Origin of the sequence: Desulfurococcus sp., assembly GCA_026626905.1 — an archaeon.
GTDB lineage: Archaea > Thermoproteota > Thermoprotei_A > Sulfolobales > Desulfurococcaceae > Desulfurococcus.
In genome coordinates this window covers 182516-200675 of sequence record JAPNUX010000003.1, presented here as the reverse complement: position 1 = coordinate 200675, position 18160 = coordinate 182516, and the positions used below count along the sequence as shown (strand labels likewise).

Below are 18160 nucleotides of genomic sequence, written 5' to 3'. Positions count from 1 at the left end.
ATGCCGCACTATCTTACTCTTAGGAATTTATTATCTCGGGAAGACCAAGATAATTAGCTAGGGATGGATTAGGGTTGACTGTCATCCTTTTAGCTGGTGGATTAGGAAGTAGAATGTACCCTTTGACAAGGATTGTCCCTAAACCCATGGTGCCTTTAGCTGGCAAGCCGATACTAGAGCATATCGTAGATTACTTGAATACCCGTGGATTTAAAGAGATAGTTATAGCTGCTAGATACCTCGGAGAGCAGATCGTGAGGTATTTCAGCAATCACCCCCACGCTAAACCAGTCCTACTGGACTCCAAGGATACAGCTGATGCTGTCAGATTACTCGGCAACTACATTAGAGACCACTTCATCGTGGCAATGGGGGATGTCATATGTAACGCCGACTACAGTGAGATATACGGGTACCACTTATCCGCTAACCCTGCTGCAACAATAGCTCTTAAGCAGGTTGAGAACCCCCTACCCTACGGCGTAGTATACTTAGATGAAAACATGGATGTAGCATTATTTGTTGAAAAACCTGTCTCTCTTGAAGCATACCTGCTCAGTCTAGCCTACTACAGAAGGAGAAGTACATCTGCATACGAGAATCTAGTTAACGCTGGAATATACGTTTTCAACCCCTACGTGCTCGAAGTCCTCGAGAGAAACCCAGGGTTAATGGACTTTGGGCGCCATGTATTCCCTTATCTTGTTGAAAATGGATTTAAGGTTAAAGGATATGTTTTAAGCCATAGAGTCTACTGGAGTGATATTGGCAGAATAGACACATATAAGAGTGTTATGTGGGATCTTCTCGACGGGAAGATTGCAGGTATAAAGCCTCCTGCTACAGAGGTTTCGCCAGGAGTATATATTCACCCATCATCTGATGTAAGAGGTGAAATTCGGCCTCCAGTTTATATTGGTAGAGAGGTTAGAGTGAAGGAGGGAGCAGTGGTAGGACCATACGCTGTGCTAGAGGATGGGGTTGTAGTAGAGGAGGGCTCGAGGATGGTGGAGAGTATAGTATGGCATGGCACTATTGTAGGCAGGGACTCAGTAATATACGACTCCATAGTCATGAATAACGTGAAGATATCTCGGGAGACCCGAGTCTACTCATCTATTATTGGAACTAGACGTATTGTTTCAGGCGAGCTAAGGAATAGCATTATGGAGCCGGTTGAGGTGGTATCTCCTTATGCTCAGAGTGCTTGATGGGAGGATAACAGGTAGGCCTCTAACTGATATAAGACTTGAGGATGTAGTAATGCTTGGAGTAGTCTTCGGCTCGAAGCTTGGAGGAAAAGCTCTTGTTGTAAGTGGAAGAGATTCAACCCCGGTCTCACGGATGCTTAAGAGGGCGTTAACAGCTGGATTAATGAGTGTTGGCTGCGATGTAATGGACTTCCACGAGGCTGTTAACGGCGAGATATCTTTCAGCATGAAGCGGTTTGGGGCTACTGGAGGCTTCAACATTCATGTAAGCCCTACGAGACCAGGTTTTATTACCATAAGGCTGTATAAAGCACCCGGGTATGAGTTAATTGGGAAGAACGCTGTAGATGTAGTATCAGCGATAAGCTCCCCGCCGGGTAGCACAACTACTAGTATCGGTTGGGTTAACTACGCTGAATACATGCACGAGCTCTATGCTTCAGCATTGATAAGCTTCATTAAATCTGATGATGTCTCAGCAGCTAGACTCAATATTGTTGCAAGCTACAGTCATGGTGCTTCAGGCGATATCCTGAGGAAAATGATGGCTTCACTTGGATTAGAGCATACATTAATGAGTAGTGGTAGAGTTGAATCAGGAGCCTACCCCATGACGAGTGATATGGGGAAGGTGGCATTATCCACTAGAGCCATTGGTGCTGATATAGGCGTAGTCTTCAATATTGATGCATCATCGCTAGCAGTATACTTGAGGGAAATAGGCTTCCTGCTTCCCGAGGAAATACTTCTAGCAGTGCTAACAAGGTATCCTGCTGGAAGCAGCATCGTGCTCGAGAAGAATACCTCGACAACTGTAGCCAGGTACCTGGCTGAGAAAGGATACCACGTGAAAATAGTGGAGGATGAAGAGAAGTTCATAGAGACTGTGAGAAAAGAGAGACCTGTGATGGCCTTGAATAGTAGAGGCGAGTTCATAACACCCTTATTCAGTTTAGGCTATGATGCCATCGTAATATTTGCTCAGCTACTCGAAGCCTTAAGCCTCCAGAGGGATGAAGTATACAGGGAAGTCGCAGCTGTGAGAAGCTTAATCACATCCAGCCAGAAGAATCCGAGGGATGTAGAGGCTCTCTGTAGTGGCGAGAACTGTATTAGGACGCTGTGGGGGTTTAGAGCTCTAGGGAAAGGTGTTCTAGAGACATACATGTATAATCCTGAATCCGGCTCTTACGTATTATTCACTGAGAAAACAGAACTCTCCTGAAGCACAAGCATGCACACTACAGTGAACACTTCTAAAGCCATTTTCCCTCTCAGCAAGCTACTATTAACTTTACATCAAATAACCTGTTGATTACTAGTTAGATTACAGAGAGTGAGTGCTGTGGATAACGGGATACACGCGGAGATCAAGCTAGCCGGCTTCAACTCCAAGCATCCTGTCATAGTTGAGAGCACGCTGAGAGTTGAGACTGGTAGAACTGTAATGGTGGCCGGGCCCTCGGGTACGGGCAAGACACTACTCCTCCTAGCGGTTACAGGTGTTCTCAAGCACTTTCTAAACGGGGTTGTAGAAGGCTCTATCAGCCTCAACGGCTTAAACCCCCTGGATTACAGTGAGTACACTAGGATACCCAGTGAAGTAGGCTTTATAATGCAGGATCCGGAGAGGCAGATCATCTACCCGACACCTCTCGATGAAGCTACAGTGGTCTTAGAAGCAAGAGGCTACAGTTACGAGGAGGCTAGGAGGAAGGCGTTTCAAATCCTCGGGACTCTAGGCTTAGCTGGCAAAGCGGAGGAGCACGTGGAGAATTTATCTGGTGGTGAGAAAAAGCGTTTAGCTATAGCGCTCTCAATAATACATGATCCAAGAGTACTTCTGCTTGACGAGCCTTCATCAAGCCTTGACCCGAATGGGGTAGGGCTAGTCAAGAAGATCATTGCTGAAGGGAAGAAGAAGGGGTGTTCAATCCTTCTCACAGAGCATAAAGTGGAATTCTTCACTGATGTAGTTGACGAGGTCTACGTGCTTGCAGAGCGTAAGATACAGGCCCTGAGGAAAGGCTTCCCAGTTAACTACGAGAAGGCAGTTGAATGCAGAGAAGCCTCTAATTCTAGTGGTGAAGTAGTAATTGAAGCACGGGGTCTATCAGTCGGGTATAATACCCCACTAGTTAGAGACGTCAACATGCATGTAAGACGCGGTGAGGTGGTAGTCCTAGCAGGACCTAACGGCTCGGGTAAAACTACTATACTGAGGACACTAGCAGGATTCATTAGGCCACTGGAAGGCGAGGTTAAAGGTGGTGGTAGAGGAGTCTTCTACGCCCCCCAGAACCCGGATATAGCTTTCATTCATGGAAGCGTTGAAAAAGAGCTATTAGATGTATCCCGTAGAACAGGCGTAGGGTTCGAGGAGCTGGTGTCAATGTACCCATGGTTCAGTGAGGTACGCCGGCTACACCCCCTCCGTTTAAGCCATGGTCAGAGGAGGTGGTTGACTCTACTTATCTCCTATGCCTACGGGTCACGCTTAATGATACTTGATGAACCCACATCCGGGATAGACTATGCTTTGTACAACAGGCTTATCGAGCTCCTCAGAGAGTTAAAGTTGAAGAAGCGCGGTATCCTCATAGCAACTCATGACCCGAGGCTCATTGCAGATGTAGCTGATAGAGTCTACGTGGTTGGAGATGGAGGGGTTCGCGAAGCCGATAAGTGTAGTGTAGTTGAAGCTATGTACAAATCTATTAGCAGGGGGTATACGTGAAGCCGCACGTCTACTCATCCTTCATATATGCTATTGTAATGACGCTACTAGCGTTCATCGTCAGAGATACCCTCTGGCTTACTGTAGCCTCGCTTGTAAGCATAGCTATTAGCTTTACCTACGGGGGCAGAAGAGTGGTGTATCTGCTAACTTTAGTAGCTATAGGCTTGTTCGGGGTCTTCGTTAACGCTCTGGTCTTCGCTAACACTGGCCCGGCTGTCGCTGAGATCGGCTTCCTCACTATTAGAAGACACGCTCTAGAAGAGTTTACCATTGTATCTCTCAGGCTGCTACTAATAGCTGGTGCTGGTGGAGTATTCGCTTTAACGCACAGCAGTAGCGAGATTGCTCGAGGGCTTACGAAAGAACTTGGACTCCCCTACTCTATTGCTCTCGCTGTATCCTACGCGTTAAGGTCAATTCCATTGATTAAGAGGGATCTGGAGGAGGTGCTCTTCATGCGAAAGCAGAGGGGGTATAGTAGGATACCATTGAAGCCTTCAGACCTGGCCTCCATTCTCACTCCTCTTCTCTCAGTAAACTATAATAGAGCTGTGTGGAGTGGTATAAGTGCTGAGATACGAGGACTTAGACTAGTGAGAACGCGTGTAGTAATTAAGGTTAACTTAATGGATTTGCTTCTCCTAGCTTTAATCACTGCTCTTCTAGTACTACTTGTAGTACTCCACGAAACCTCGCTATGACTCCTCTAGAAGACCTGGCACTCGATCGGAACGGCTCTTCTACATCACTACTCAGTATCGCGGTTTCTCCTCATCTAGGTGCAAGTAAGGGTTCCACGGTATTATATAGTTTACTGTGGAATGAATGCCTGTCCATTCTTCTTGCTCTCATCTTGCTGGACTCGCTTAATTCTAACCATAGCTCCTCCCTCTCTAATAGTAGTTTAACTGCCGAGGCTGCATCACTTAGGCTCTTGTATGGTAGAGCAATACTTCTATCTCTCTCTGCTATGTCAATCCAGCTCCCAGACTCCACGGGTAGTACTGTGGGTACCCCGGCAGCCATGGCTTCAACAACTGAGATACCGAAGTGCTCTCTGGGGGTAGGATGAAGGTAAACCATTGACTCTCTGTAGAGCTCTATAAGCTCTCTTCTCGAGATATTAGTTTTAAAGTCTACTAGGTCGTCGACACCTACCTTGACGGCTAGCTCTAGGAGATGGTCATAGTAGTCTATATTGTATTTTGAAAGAGTCCCAGCTACGATGAAGTCAGCTTTAACTCCTAGTTTTCGCAGCCTGCTAGCCACATATATAGTGTTCTCTACGTGTTTCTCAGGGCTTATACGGGCAACTGTGAGCACTACTGGTTTTCTCTCGTATCGCGGTGGCAGTGGCTTCTCGATGATGTCATCTATGTTGACCGGTGGGGGGATGATGTGAGGTCTAATACCATAGTATTTCTCGAAGAATGAAGCTGTAAGCCTCGAGTTAGCTATATAGACTTTAACACGCCTCATGATCAAGGGGAATACAAGCGAGTTTATAAGTGAGTAGGTTTTCCCTACAATGCTTGATAACCCCTTGAGACCAGGGTAGTATGTCTCGTGGTCGAGGAATGAAGGGTAATGGAGGTATAGGACGTCGCCAATCCCGGATAACACGTCTCCACTCGTGTTAACTGTTAGAACAGGTTTTCCCCCGGGGTCTCCGAGCCCTATTGATCTAGCTTCACTATAGTTTAAACCGTAGTACTCGATTAGCTCCATTAACTTGCACTTAGAGTTCAAGGTTGCTGAGTCAATGTAAACTGTGTAGCCTTTCTTAGCTAATGCTATAGCTGTTTCAAGAGTCACATACTCTGAGCCCCCTGGCCCCATAAGGTACGTGTTAAACATGTGGTGTTTCACTAGAATGTACTCTCCCATAGGGTGTTCATCCCTTACACTCCTCTAGCTGCTCGTGGAGGTTCATGCTTGGCATGACAATCGAGCAGAAGCCCTTCTTTACTAGGGATTCTCTAAGGCTCCATGCTTCACCTTCTCTCGAGGCATCAACTACCACGAGCCCCGGTCCCCCTTTCTCAACGTACTCTACGAGCTCGTCGAAGTCGGCGTGATCACTTAAAGCTAGCAGGAATGTGTACTCGTCTAGTCTTCTAGCAGGCTCCTTGAACTCCCAGCCACTTAGAATAATGTGGAGTCCGCTTCCATCAAGCCTTCTATACTCTGCTGCCCTCATATGCTTGAATACTACTACTCTCTCATTGTTGAATCCACGGTATTCTTCTTCAGCCCAGTAGTCGTTAATTCTGAATCCATGCTTCTCTAGTAGCCTTGTCACATTGAATATCTTACGTGGCAGCATGAAGGGGGCGTCAACACCCCTTTCTCTCAGTATCATCATAGCCTCCTGCAGCTTCCCGTGATAGCCGTAAATGTAGACTCGCTTGTAGCGTCGAAGCCCTTCTTCCACTAGATCCACGAGTAGCACTGGAACCTCCTTCTTGAATGGCCGGCGGTAGTGTGGGTTACCGTATGTTGCCTCAATGACTAGGGCATCAAGCCCTTTCATGATAACTGTGCTTTCATCAAGCTTGAAGTCGCCTGTATATCCAAGCCTAAATCCATCGGATTCAACATATACTTGCGTGGACCCGGGGATATGGGAGGCTGGCAGGAGGCATAGCCTATCATCACTGGTTGTATCGCACTCACCATACTTCAACTGCTTCTTTTTCAGCTTGTAGAGGGGGAGGATCGATCGATCAACATAGCCTAGTGCTTCGATGAGATCTAGGGTTACAGCGGTTCCCGCTATAATCTTCGAGAACTTAACGCTATCCTCTAATCCTAAGACATGGTCTATGTGGGCATGAGTTACAACTCTTATAGCTCTCTCTGAGAATCCATCAGCAACCACGTTTCTCCCGAGTAGCACGGCTCCATTACTGTGCACTCCAATATACTCGAGCAGCCTCTTAAGCTCGCTTCTCGCCAGCATGCAGCGACTACTCTATTTATCTCTCAGCTCACCGGACGCTGGCTTCCAGCTCCTCGTCTTAGAGTCATATACGATCATGCCATCCTCATATAAGTTTTTCCAGAGAGCAAACCCTTTATCTCCTAGGATTCTCTTCAACTCTTCTTCACTACTACTCTTAACCTCATTAAACAACTTCTCCTTAAACTCCCTCCAGTACTCTGGGTCTACAGCTATCCGCTCCCTGCTTAAATGTAGGATTACAGCCCCCATTCTCTCAAAATATGAGAAGAGTCTATCGCGTTGAATTCTCGGTGGGAGAGAGCTCTCGAAGAGTACTTTATCCTCTCTCAGCCTCTCCATCCCCGTCTTACCCGGCTTACGGGGCCTGCCAGCTTTCTCGACGGCTGCTTCAACAGCTTCTACAGCCTCCCTCCCCTCAATACTCTTAATTCTATCTTCTAGCTCCTCAACTCTCTGGGTGAGATCGGTAACCTGCCGTCTTAAGACTTCAATTGACGCTAAACTCTTGTTGATTTCATCCTGGATAAATCTCTCTAGGCGAGCCCTCAGTCTCTCAAAGCTATCTAAGCTAGGCTTCTCTAAGGGTATTCTAGCTGTAATCAAGCTGAGAATATAGCTGGATACATCACTAAAACCCTCAGAAATAGCCCTCTTCTCAAGCTCCCTGTAGAGTGCTTCATCTACAAGTATTCTAATCTCTCTTTTACTCCCCTCACTGCTCATAGCCTAAACCAGACTACAGTAGTATCCGGCAGCTTAATAACTGTTAGGGATCCACAGCTAGCAAAAACAAATATAGAGCAGCTTGAACAGCTGGAGGGCTGCTCACTGCCTTACACCATCATAGGAATACACGAGAGGAGAGGCGAAGACTCTGGCAAGCCGTAGAGCACCTGAGACACCATTCACTTAGACATCACAAGCTAGAAAGAATATAGCACCTTGATAACTCTTTAAGTGGGATGTATAAAAATTATCACTCATCGTAGAGGAAAACACTTTTATTATGCTGTATTTCCCATAGAGCCTATATGGTGGAGTCCACGTGGACTCCGGCTACGACGAACACGCAGCTGCTCAAGACTACGTGGTTAGTCTCCTGCGATATTACGGCTTTGATGCTCGAAAAGAGGTATGGATTAGCGGAGGGAGAATTGATATAGCTGGCCGTTGTGTTAACAGGGATTTATGCAAGAGCTACTCCGTAGCTATCGAGGTCAGCAGGACATCCGACTTAGCTAAAGATTTAGATAGGCTTAGTAAAGCCAGCTACGACCTTAAGTTTGTTGTTCTCCTCAAGCCGTATGGAGAGTTACCGTCAATATTCGGTAATATATGGATAACAAGAGAGACTCGAACACTTGCTTAGATGGCTTCTCGATATTCATTCACATTATCCTCTATTTCCGGTGAAAAACCTAAGCTTATTATACGTCCAGCAGGAGGGAAACTCGAAGAGTTTAAGAGATATATAGCTGAGGAGCTTGGTCTCCCAGAGCTTGTTGAAAAATCTTTAAAATTTATATTAGGGTGTATGCTCTTAGAGAGGCGTTAGTTAAAACTGTGTATATACCTCCCTACTCCACACAACAATACGTAGATGCTTACGAGGACATTAGAATGGTCAACCTGCTGGATAAAATAGGAGTTATCAAATTTAGGGACTGCCGCGCATACGCCGATGGGAAAATATATCTCGCCTCACTTTCTGCGTACGGCGAGGAATTAGCGTGTAGCCTCGCTCAGAAAGTAATACTTAGTAATGAGGCTAAGATCAGGGACGAAATGCGTAGATATGGTGTTATCATACCGTTTATAACCTCCATATTACGTTGCTCTGAAATTGAAGAGCTTAAGTGGGAGTATGTTCTAGAATTACCTATGGCACGCGGTGAATTTACTACGATACGCTAAAGTCGAGGGTGCCACCCGAGGTCTATCTATTCGCAGAGAATTCCTATAATTTGCCTAAAGTAAGAAGTAAATGCATAGAGTTTGCGGGGAGGTTCGAGGAGTTACACCTAGCATTTAGAGGCAGAAGATATGGCTCGAAAGGTTAGTATTACGGCGATGAAATTTGCATGGTCCCCGAGCTCGCGGAGTACATTTTTAACTCCCTCAAGGATGAAGCTTTACGTAAGTTAGATGAGAGCGGCTTAATGAAGGAATTCAATACTGTACTTGCTACGTATGTGATCACTCATATGAATGTTAACCCTGTTGAAGTCCTAGTAGATTTTAAGGTTTCGTATGAAGACATGAAGAGGCTTATTCAGACACTACATGGTAAGGGAGTTACAAGTAAGTTCCTGGATAAACAGCCATATGTAATCGTTGTAGATGTGGAGGCTTTCGACAAGGAGATCGTAGAAATATTAAAAGAATTAGAGGATAAGCTGATCTCCCTTTAAGTAAGCCTTTTAATCCCTCATGTATCTTTAGGCGACTACAGCATGAGGAAGTACGAGGAGCTTTCGAAATCGTTGATTCCACAATGATCTGAGACATTTACCTCCTTTAGATCCCTTTAAGTTCTTTATAGACTTCGTTCGACCTGAGTTCATGATACTTATCCTCGGTATGCTACATGGCTTCCCAATCTAGTTCTCGGTAACTCAGTCTTGTTCTTTAGAGTATACTTGACTGGCCAGCTATACTACTTTCTAGTAGCACTGCTAGTTTTAGGGTTAACTCTACTACCAGCAGTATTTAATTAATAAGAAGACTAGTCTAGCTTTACTAGCGGTAGTAAGCATCAGGAGGATATATGAGGGCATAGTAGTTGGAGACGCGTAGAGACTAGGAGTGGAGTGAGAGAGTCCCGCCGGGGGGACTTGAACCCCCGGCCACCCGGTGGCTGCGCCCCTCACTACAGCCGGGCGCTCTGCCGCTGAGCTACGGCGGGCTCTAATCCTAGAGTCTCTATGTTATAAGTATGGCTTTATATAGCTTTAACCACGGGGTTCTCTATGAGGAGTATTGTTGAGGTTATCAAGAAGGATATTGAGGCTGTAGATAGAGTTTTAAGCATTAAGGATGCTATCCGTGAGGAGGCCTACAGGCTTGTAAGAGAGCTGGTGAGGGAGAGTGGTAGCATCATTACGCTTGTTCATAGAGGCATGGTGGAGGATGCTAAAACCAGGCTTGAAGCAGCTAGAATCATAGCCCGCAGATTGAAGGAGATTACAAGCAGCCATCCAGACCTATACTACTCTGGGATGATTTATAATGGGTTAAGCGAGTACGTGGAGGCCGTGTTATTCTACAGTATTATTGTGGAGGGGAGAGCTCTACCACTAAGCGAGCTAGATATACCCTACGCACCATACCTCCAGGGTCTCGGGGACCTCATAGGAGAGCTTAGAAGATATATTATCAAGCTCCTGGACGAAGGCTTAGTTAAACGCGCTGAAGAGTACCTTGAGGTAGCTGAAGAAATATACAGTAGCCTTAAAACCCTAGAGTACCCTGACGCCCTAATACCCGGGTTAAGGCATAAAGTTGATGTTGCATCAAGGTTGATTGAGGAGACTAGGGTACTAATTCTAAACACGAAGAACGCTTACCTGTGTGCTGGTGGAACCCGTGAAACAAGCATTCAAGAATCCTGTGGTAACCCCCCGTTAAACTCCGCTTTTGATCAGTAGGGCAATCGAATATATTAGCTTGCAAGCTAAAGAATATTACTGGTAGCTGGGTGCAGTATCTAAAAGCTAGTAGTAGACAGTGTGACGGGGTATGTATAGAGAGAAGAATGCTGAAGCCTTAATCGTAAAGTACCTACTAAGGAATCCAGGCGGTAGTGTATACCAGAGCCAGCTGAGCAAGGACTTGAATATAGATTCAAGAGTCGTCTCAAAAGTACTCGTAAAATTGGAGAAACTGGGAGCTGTGGGGAGAGAGCCTGTAATGTATAATAGTAGAAAGACCTTCCTGTTGAAGCCTAATAGAGAGAAGCTACTCGAGCTTGCAGAAGAACTAGGAGTAGGCATCTTCCTCGAGGAAGCCTTCAAGAGCGTCATGGATATACCATGCATGAAATGCCCCCATATAGATAGATGCTACGAGGGAGGATACCATGATCCTTCAACATGCACCTTGCTAACAAACTACTTGAGGAGCCTTGTGAAGGAGTCCAGGCCCCTTAAAGCATCCCCTCGTGGCTCCTAGCTTAAACATATTTAGCATGGTAGAGGCTATGCCTGCTTAAAGCAGGTGAAGCCCTGGGCAAGGGGGTCATAGATTACTCTAGTGAAGCCTGCAGAAAGCAGCCTATTCTTGATTCCTTTGAGTATATCAGGAGCTCCATGTCTTCTCGGCTCACCAGTATAATGGAATAATACTCCACCAGGCTTGAGGACTCTATAGAGCTCTCTATAAAATTCTAGACTATAGAGGCCTCCCGTGCTCTTCGTGAATCTCGGTGGATCATGTATTATTCTAGTAAAGAACTCTGATTCCAGCTTTCCAACCTCCTCGACAACATCACCTTTCCTCACTACTATCCTGTCGTTCTCGAGGCTCCTGCTCCAAGGATTCCTCTCCGCAATCCAGATAACGTTTTCATCAATCTCGTAAGTATGAACTTCTACAGCACCGGTTTTCAGGGAGGCTATAGCAGTATAGCCTAAGCCCATGCAGGTATCAAGGACTATAGAGCCTCTTCGAATCCTAGCTGCTTTAATCTTTAGAAGAGTATCCTGCCAAGGATTCACCCCCTGGATTCTATGCATGTGTATCCCGTTGATCTCTAGTGTTGGGGGTGACCATCCATCTACGGCTTTAAGCTTGTAGAACCCGGTATCTGAGTGTAAGATAACCTCGTATATTCTACCGGTTTCCTCAAGCAGGACTATTCTATCCGGTTCACTTGGCTCTAAATCCCTGACGTCGACTTCGAAATCCTTGACTCTAATCTTATTGTTCTCGCTGCAAACCCTGATTGTAGTTAAACCAATATCTAGGGTTGTCTCAGTGCACTTAGACCCCGCTAGCTCTCTAACTGTGTGAATAGTAAACCAGTAGCCTTTTACAGGTTTGAAGGGCTTCACTAGTGCTTCAACCCCTCACGCCTCCTCGAAGTAGTCTAAGGGTAGGTATCTCTGTATTCTAGTATTTGCTGCGAGAATGCTTCTCAGCTCCCGGATAAGTCTTGATGAACCTTTAACTACGAGCACGTGGATATATCTCTCCTTCAGCTTGTACGAGCAGTATGCTACTATTATGCTATTGAAGTCTGTAATGAGCTTTGAGGAAAGCGGGGTCTGAGAGTAGGCTACGACTACACCTTCGCACTCGTGTTCCTCTCTTTCATGGAGGTTTTCATGCACGTACTCGTTTAGAGCATTTGAGACCAGTGTTGACCTATCGCACCGGAACATTTCGCTAAGCAAGTCTAGTTTCTCCGCCATGCTTGAAGGAATGCTAACCCCGAACCTCCTCTTACTTGTCTTTCTAACCATGCTCATTTATCTTCCCCTCGCAAGGAAGTATACGTATACAGCTATTAGGATTAAGCCGCTTAAGCCTACAGGGCTTAAACCATAGTTTAAGGCTAGAGTGTACCCGAGTACTGATGCCATGGTTGATGAGAGCAGTGTGCTGGCAAAGTGATCTCTACTGCTGGTAGAGAATCTAGCTCCTATGAGAGGCGGGAGAAATATCATTACGTGCTCCATTATGTAGCCGCTAACTCTCAGCAAGCCTATTGTCGCTAAACCTATAAGCGTAAATGTTGCTAGATCGTAGAGTCTCATGTTCAAGCCGGAGACTCTAGCTGACACAGGATCCACGCTAATGAATACTATTGGCCTGTAGACAGCGATTGCTACAGCTACTATTATTACTGAGAGCACCATGGCGAAGACTGCATCCTGTCTCGTCATTAGTACTGGGTCGCCTAGCATAATACTTGATAAACTATACTGAGCTGGGAATCTAGTTAGCGTGTAGTATGCTACCAGCACGCCCAGAGCTGTAGTAAAGGATACGAAGAAAGATGAAACTTTAACTGGATCCATACCCCTGTAAACCAGGTAGCCTGCAGTGTACACTAGTATTAATCCCACGGGGAGAGCTGAGTAATAGAGGTTTAATCCATGCATAGCTGAAATCAGGTAGCCTACTGTAACCGCTAGGAAGCTCGCATGTGTTGACCCGGCTGTGAGGAACTCCAGCCCCCTGTAGTATGCTAGTATACCCACGCTGCTGAAAGCCAGGCTGGTTAGTATGTAGGCGGTGATTCTCTCTACTCCAACAGTCTCAGAGCCTTCGAGCAGTAGCATAGGGGATGTGAGGAGAACGGCGGCTAGGAAAACTAGTGGTTCAATCCCCTTCAAGTATTTCACCTCTTCAACCCTCTTCTACTAGCCCATCTCGATGCAAGTACACCCAGCGTGAAGCCTATAATAGTGTAAGCAGCTATGAGCGCGTACTGAACCTCTTGTTCTCTCCTGTAGTCCACGCTTACACTACAAGCCTCCTGGGCTGTTTCAGGCTTTATGCCGGCCTCCTCTACTCTACTCGCCACTAGCTTGAGCTTCACTATAGTTGAGTTTAATGTTAACGGTGATGGAACTTCAACTACTGGCACCCTGTATCTCTCAGCCATCTCTACAAGCATCCTGCCTGGAGTTCCAGTCACAGGAGATGATACGAATGCTATCTTCACGCTCCCGCTTCTCATTAAGTCTTCTACAGTCTTCAAGTCTGTTGGCTGTGGCTCAACTTCATGCTCGGGCTGTAGGGATCTCAAGACTTTGAACCCCATCCATTCAACAGCATACTGTACTCCCGGTGAATCTACTACTGCTGGAACCCCCAGGTATCTTCTATAGTTATCTGCAGCAAGCTGTGTAACAGTGCTTATAACCTCGAGTGCTTTCTCCCTGTAGCAGTCTGCCTTAGAGGGGTTGATGCCCGCAATGACTGCTGTCAAGTTCTCTACGAAGAGCATGTAGTTCAATGGATCGTAGATAGGCATGTGCATGTTAGCTTGACCTGTAGAAGGGTTCACAGTGATTCTAAGCCCCGGGATCTCCATGATGTTCACTACAATAGCCTTCAGCTCGCCTGAAGCAGCTAGCTCCTCTATCTTCACTTCAACTCCTGTATGGCCTGTTGAAACCACTATGTCAGCTCCCGCCAGCTTGTCTAAATCGCTAGTGGTCAACTGGTATTCGTGGGGGTCTACTCCAGGAGGTACTAGGTAGTCTACGGTGTCACCACTACATAGTAGCTGCCTAATATCTTCAACTAGGCTCGGGAAGACGGTGACCACGTGAATAGATCTTTCCGCATGGATTACAGGTACCTGAACCATCAGTATGAAGAATACTGCGGTAAGTGATAGAGCTAATATTACCCTCCGGGATGTCATGGTGGCCTCACCACTTGTGCACAGATTTATAAGACCCCTTTTATATGCTTGTGCACAAGGGAGTAGTCATGATTGTAGAGCTAGTAGACTTATCTGTTGCCCGCGGCGGCACTTTAGTGCTTAAAGACGTGAATGCTACATTCGAGGGTCCAGGTCTCATCCAGGTGATCGGGCCTAACGGAGCTGGTAAAACCACGCTCTTCCTCACAATACTGGGTATACTGAAGCCTGTGAAAGGCTCTGTCAGAGTCAACGGTGTTATCGTTAATGGATCCCCTAATAGGATCCGCGAGCATATATCTTACATCCCTCAGGAATTCCATGTTCCAAGAGAGGCTCCGATCTCGATCTGGGAGTTCGTAGAGGACTATGCTAAAGCTTACAAGGGTGTAAGGGGGTTTAGAACACCACTAGAGATTAAAGACAAGGTTGCATCAGCTCTTAAATCAGCTGGACTCAGCGAGGACATGTGGAGTAAGAGGCTGAGCGAGCTGAGCGGGGGGCAGCTTCAAAGAGCACTTATAGCTAGAGCTCTTTCAACAGATTCCGATATAATTGTAATGGATGAGCCTCTCTCGAACATAGATCCCGAGGGGAGAAGAGTTCTCGCGGATATTATAGGCGGGCTCTCGCGTAGCAAGCTAGTGATAGCTTCAAGCCATGATCCAATACTCCTCCTCCCATACACGAGTAAGATAATGGTGCTGGGATACGGAGTTTACAGGTACGGGGATCCCGAGGAGATACTCACTCAGGAGGTATTATCTAATATATATAGAGGGTGCATCATAGTATTAGAGAAGCACCCGCATATCTCAGACTGGCATTAAGCAGGCGAGACTAGTTTTGAGGATGCTTGAAGGAGAAATATGGGTGCATAATGGAATTGCATATATTGTTAAAGGCTTCCAGCACCCGGAAGGCTGGCTGATAGCTTTCCCGAGGTATGATCTACACGGGCCTCGGAGAATAGATGAATGGCTAGTTGATAAGTACATTAATATTATTAGATGGGAGTGCTTGAAGCTTAATGTACCAGTGATACCATTATCAAGTAGCCACCCGCTTCAAGCCAGGCTGGCAGGGGTATCTGAATGGATTGCTAGATACCTCTCCAGTATTCTAGGGGTTAGTGAGAGAGATATCTACGCTAGTGGATCCTCGAGGATTACATTAGACTACAGGGATGTAGATCTAGTTGTCTATGGGGTAAGAGAGGATTTAGTATGGGATTTAAAGAAGCTCGTAGAGAAGGGTGTTTTAAAGCGTGCAGGCAAGTGGGCTTTAATCAACGAGTACGCGAGTAAGCACTCCAGAAGGCTCACCCTCTCAGACTACTTGTTCTTCAAGAGAAATACTATACTACACCTCGATATACTGGGCTTCCACGTTAACCTCAGGCTAGTCGCCTATACTGCTGGCATCCAGGGCTGCCTGGATCCTGTTGTAGAAGCCTCAAGCTACAACGGGGTAGTAAGGATTAATGAGCCTTTAATGATTCACATCACGCCTTCAAGGTACTCAGCGAGGCTGGATAACGGTGTAAACGTGATCCTAGAGACTTTTAGGGAAGTATACTCTGAGCTAGAACCCGGTGAGTATGTTGTCCGTCAGGGTAGGCTGGAGGCGAGGGGTAGTGGCTTATACCTTGTACCCGATCATGGAGTTTTATCTACCCTTAGGTGAAAGTATAAGATGCTCTAATCTAACTTAAGATAGCTGTAGTGTATTTGCTTCAAGTGGGATCCCTGTTGACATGGGTTTAGATGTATGAGTAGAATGGATCCACGTCTCTGTGCTATTTGCAGGGGTAGGGGTTTCTGCGGGCTAGCATACTGCCCGATAATAGCTAGGAGTAGAGCTGTAGTTAAGCTGGCTAAAGTTTCCCTCTCACGTGTCATAGAGGGTTCATCTCCCCCCTCAGTATTCGTGGGGAGGCATGGATACCCCTACGTTAGAGCCGGGATTAGTGCCCCGCCTCTCAGCGGGGATACAGTAATATATGATCACCCTGAATCCTGGATTACAAGAAGGATAGAGGAGATACTCGACTACAGGTGGAGTCTTATCACAGGGTATACGCTGATCGATGTTAAAAAGCCCTTTGATAAGCTTATCGAGGATGCAAGACTAATAGTTCTCAGTAGTAAGCCTGTTGACGTTGTAATGGAGCTGGCAAAGCCTCCTGCACCTATCATATCATTCAGTGATGAAGAGCCGCCTCAAGGACCCCGCTCGCCTCTCGAGAAGCTCCGGGTTCTAGGTAACCCCTCAGTACCCAGGCCTGTTGAGAAGGTCTACAGTGATATTGATCTACTCGCTTATAACGCGGTAGTCTACTTATATAGGCATGGAGTCCCCGTATCCCATATACAGAAGATATTTAGCGTAGGAGCCCTGGGCGTCGGAAAAGAGAGAAGACTAGTACCAACCAGGTGGAGTATTACAGCAGTCGACAGCATTATCTCGAGAGAGCTGTTAAAGGAGGTTAAAGCCTACAGTGAGGTTAACGAGATTGAAGTATACTCTCTCAGCCACCACGACAACTTCTTTACTGCTGTACTCTACCCAGCTAAATGGAGCTTCGAGTGGATGGAGGCCTGGTGGCCTGGGTCAACGTGGAACCCGGGTTCACTCGAAGTGGTTGTAGAAGGAGACTACGAAGACTACCATGGGAGAACAAGCTACCCGGAGATCGGGGGCTGTTATTACGCTAGCATGCTTGCTACACTCGAGCACCTATCAAAAAGGAAGAAGCAGGCTACTGCAATCCTGCTTAGAGAGATCTACCCTGGCTTCAACCTACCTATAGGTGTCTGGTTCGTTAGGGAGTCTGTGAGAGAGATGTATAAGCGTGGACCTGTATTGAAGACCAATAGCCTGCGTGATGTAGTAGAGTACTTGGATAGAGTATCGAGGCTGGGGGCTGAGAAGTGGTTTAGATCGTCAAGGCTCCTCCAGAGGATATTGAAGTCGAAGAGCATACGAGATTTCTTCGTGAAGGGGGGCTAAATTGAAGTGGAGTTTCAGAGTAGTTGAAGCCAGATACGGGAAAGCTCTCTCTAAGAGCAGGCTACCAGGACTCGACTACGCTTTAAACCCTTATGTTGGTTGCTCTCATGCATGCATATACTGCTACGCTAGACTTTACACTAAGAATAAAGCTGTCAGCGGTAACTGGGGGGAGATTGTAGTTGTCAAGAAGGATTTAATAGACTCACTGAAAAGAGAGGTGAGAAGGTACCCTAAAGGGACAGTAGGGCTCGGCACTATAACAGACGGCTACCAGCCTATTGAAGCTGTATACAAGTTAAGCCGCAGGTCGCTGGAACTCCTGCTCCCCCACGGCTTCCATGTAAGTATTCAAACTAAGAACCCGTTGATTCTAAGAGACGCAGGCTTACTAGCCGACTACAATAAGCTCGTGGATGTTGGATTCACTATAACAACACTAGATGAAGAGGTCTCAGCCATAATAGAGCCTAATGCTCCACCTCCAAGTGCTAGGGTGAGAGCACTTAGAGCTCTCTCCGAGAAGGGTATTCCAGTATGGGTTTTCTACGGGCCGATAATCCCGGGTTTAAACAGTGATCATGATACAATTAGAAGCCTGGTAGAGTTAGCAAGGGAGCTGAATGCTATACTATATTATGATGTACTCCACGTAAAGGAGTTTATGAAGACGCCATCACACCCCCTTTACAGCCTCCTTAGTAGAGTTTACAGGGAGCAGTATAGGATTGAAGAAACCGTATTATCTGAGTGCAGAAGACAAGGGGTTAAATGTAAACCCGGGTTTTCACCAGGCTAGCTCCCTTACCTAGATCTGCTCTCTAAGCTTGCAGGTAAATGGTGACATGTCACCT

General features: G+C 46.4%; 20 protein-coding genes and 1 tRNA gene. 13 read left to right on the top strand and 8 right to left on the bottom strand.

The window, feature by feature from the left end; genetic code table 11:
- Positions 1–74: 74 nt before the first annotated feature.
- From OWQ48_03135 to OWQ48_03120, 4 genes are all read left to right on the top strand, one after another.
- Positions 75–1211 carry an NDP-sugar synthase gene (locus tag OWQ48_03135; GenBank protein ID MCY0868208.1) on the top strand — a complete coding sequence of 379 codons (1137 nt, stop codon included), beginning with the start codon at positions 75–77 and terminating at the stop codon, positions 1209–1211.
- Positions 1195–2436: a phosphoglucomutase gene (locus tag OWQ48_03130; GenBank protein MCY0868207.1), complete on the top strand. Its 1242-nt coding sequence runs from the start codon at positions 1195–1197 to the stop codon at positions 2434–2436. The genes OWQ48_03135 and OWQ48_03130 overlap by 17 nt, the downstream gene beginning before the upstream one ends.
- A gap of 111 nt (positions 2437–2547) precedes the next feature.
- Entirely contained in the window at positions 2548–3948 is a 1401-nt protein-coding gene (locus OWQ48_03125) for an ATP-binding cassette domain-containing protein (protein MCY0868206.1), read from the top strand.
- Positions 3945–4652: an energy-coupling factor transporter transmembrane component T gene (locus OWQ48_03120; protein MCY0868205.1), complete on the top strand. Its 708-nt coding sequence runs from the start codon at positions 3945–3947 to the stop codon at positions 4650–4652. The genes OWQ48_03125 and OWQ48_03120 overlap by 4 nt, the downstream gene beginning before the upstream one ends.
- 70 nt (positions 4653–4722) lie before the next feature.
- Here OWQ48_03120 and OWQ48_03115 read toward each other — a convergent pair whose 3' ends face one another.
- The 3 genes from OWQ48_03115 to OWQ48_03105 are packed head-to-tail and all read right to left on the bottom strand — an operon-like array spanning position 4723 to position 7639.
- The gene (locus tag OWQ48_03115; GenBank protein MCY0868204.1) at positions 4723–5838 is read right to left on the bottom strand and encodes a glycosyltransferase family 4 protein; all 1116 of its coding nucleotides are present in this window, start codon (positions 5836–5838) and stop codon (positions 4723–4725) included.
- Between the two features lie 7 nt (positions 5839–5845).
- Positions 5846–6913 carry an MBL fold metallo-hydrolase gene (locus OWQ48_03110; GenBank protein MCY0868203.1) on the bottom strand — a complete coding sequence of 356 codons (1068 nt, stop codon included), beginning with the start codon at positions 6911–6913 and terminating at the stop codon, positions 5846–5848.
- Between the two features lie 12 nt (positions 6914–6925).
- Positions 6926–7639, bottom strand: coding sequence for a CopG family transcriptional regulator (locus tag OWQ48_03105; GenBank protein MCY0868202.1), 714 nt, complete (start codon positions 7637–7639; stop codon positions 6926–6928).
- Between the two features lie 322 nt (positions 7640–7961).
- Here OWQ48_03105 and OWQ48_03100 point away from each other — a divergent pair, with 322 nt between their 5' ends.
- The 3 genes from OWQ48_03100 to OWQ48_03090 all read left to right on the top strand — a co-directional run bounded on the left by OWQ48_03100 (position 7962) and on the right by OWQ48_03090 (position 9327).
- Positions 7962–8285, top strand: a complete 324-nt coding sequence (locus tag OWQ48_03100; protein MCY0868201.1) for a hypothetical protein — start codon at positions 7962–7964, stop codon at positions 8283–8285.
- 161 nt (positions 8286–8446) lie between these two features.
- On the top strand, positions 8447–8830 hold the full coding sequence (locus OWQ48_03095; protein MCY0868200.1) for a hypothetical protein: 384 nt from the start codon (positions 8447–8449) through the stop codon (positions 8828–8830).
- 167 nt (positions 8831–8997) lie between these two features.
- The gene (locus OWQ48_03090) at positions 8998–9327 is read left to right on the top strand and encodes a hypothetical protein (protein MCY0868199.1); all 330 of its coding nucleotides are present in this window, start codon (positions 8998–9000) and stop codon (positions 9325–9327) included.
- Between the two features lie 408 nt (positions 9328–9735).
- Here the strand turns inward: OWQ48_03090 and OWQ48_03085 are convergent.
- Positions 9736–9821: transfer RNA gene (locus OWQ48_03085), tRNA-Tyr, on the bottom strand.
- Positions 9822–9885: 64 nt separating this feature from the next.
- On the opposite strand from OWQ48_03085, the gene OWQ48_03080 reads away from it, so the two are divergent.
- Both OWQ48_03080 and OWQ48_03075 read left to right on the top strand, forming a co-directional pair.
- A complete protein-coding gene (locus OWQ48_03080) occupies positions 9886–10563 on the top strand; it encodes a haloacid dehalogenase (GenBank protein MCY0868198.1) in 678 nt (225 codons plus the stop codon).
- Between the two features lie 91 nt (positions 10564–10654).
- On the top strand, positions 10655–11086 hold the full coding sequence (locus tag OWQ48_03075) for an ArsR family transcriptional regulator (GenBank protein ID MCY0868197.1): 432 nt from the start codon (positions 10655–10657) through the stop codon (positions 11084–11086).
- A 26-nt stretch (positions 11087–11112) separates the two neighbouring features.
- Here the strand turns inward: OWQ48_03075 and OWQ48_03070 are convergent, their stop codons facing one another.
- Genes OWQ48_03070 through OWQ48_03055 form a run of 4 tightly spaced genes read right to left on the bottom strand, consistent with a single transcriptional unit; the run spans position 11113 to position 14294 of the window.
- Positions 11113–11967 (bottom strand): 50S ribosomal protein L11 methyltransferase, encoded by an 855-nt coding sequence (locus OWQ48_03070; protein MCY0868196.1) that lies wholly within the window; start codon positions 11965–11967, stop codon positions 11113–11115.
- A gap of 15 nt (positions 11968–11982) precedes the next feature.
- Complete coding sequence (locus OWQ48_03065) at positions 11983–12384, bottom strand: ribbon-helix-helix domain-containing protein (GenBank protein ID MCY0868195.1); 402 nt, start codon at positions 12382–12384, stop codon at positions 11983–11985.
- Positions 12385–13254, bottom strand: a complete 870-nt coding sequence (locus OWQ48_03060; protein ID MCY0868194.1) for a metal ABC transporter permease — start codon at positions 13252–13254, stop codon at positions 12385–12387.
- A 5-nt stretch (positions 13255–13259) separates the two neighbouring features.
- Positions 13260–14294 (bottom strand): zinc ABC transporter substrate-binding protein, encoded by a 1035-nt coding sequence (locus tag OWQ48_03055; protein MCY0868193.1) that lies wholly within the window; start codon positions 14292–14294, stop codon positions 13260–13262.
- Between the two features lie 44 nt (positions 14295–14338).
- Between OWQ48_03055 and OWQ48_03050 the strand changes: the two genes are divergently transcribed.
- From OWQ48_03050 to OWQ48_03035, 4 genes are all read left to right on the top strand, one after another.
- The gene (locus tag OWQ48_03050) at positions 14339–15124 is read left to right on the top strand and encodes a metal ABC transporter ATP-binding protein (GenBank protein MCY0868192.1); all 786 of its coding nucleotides are present in this window, start codon (positions 14339–14341) and stop codon (positions 15122–15124) included.
- A gap of 22 nt (positions 15125–15146) precedes the next feature.
- Positions 15147–15980 (top strand): hypothetical protein, encoded by an 834-nt coding sequence (locus tag OWQ48_03045; protein MCY0868191.1) that lies wholly within the window; start codon positions 15147–15149, stop codon positions 15978–15980.
- Between the two features lie 84 nt (positions 15981–16064).
- Positions 16065–17306: an Nre family DNA repair protein gene (locus tag OWQ48_03040; protein MCY0868190.1), complete on the top strand. Its 1242-nt coding sequence runs from the start codon at positions 16065–16067 to the stop codon at positions 17304–17306.
- Position 17307: 1 nt separating this feature from the next.
- The gene (locus OWQ48_03035; protein ID MCY0868189.1) at positions 17308–18105 is read left to right on the top strand and encodes a radical SAM protein; all 798 of its coding nucleotides are present in this window, start codon (positions 17308–17310) and stop codon (positions 18103–18105) included.
- Positions 18106–18160: the final 55 nt, after the last annotated feature.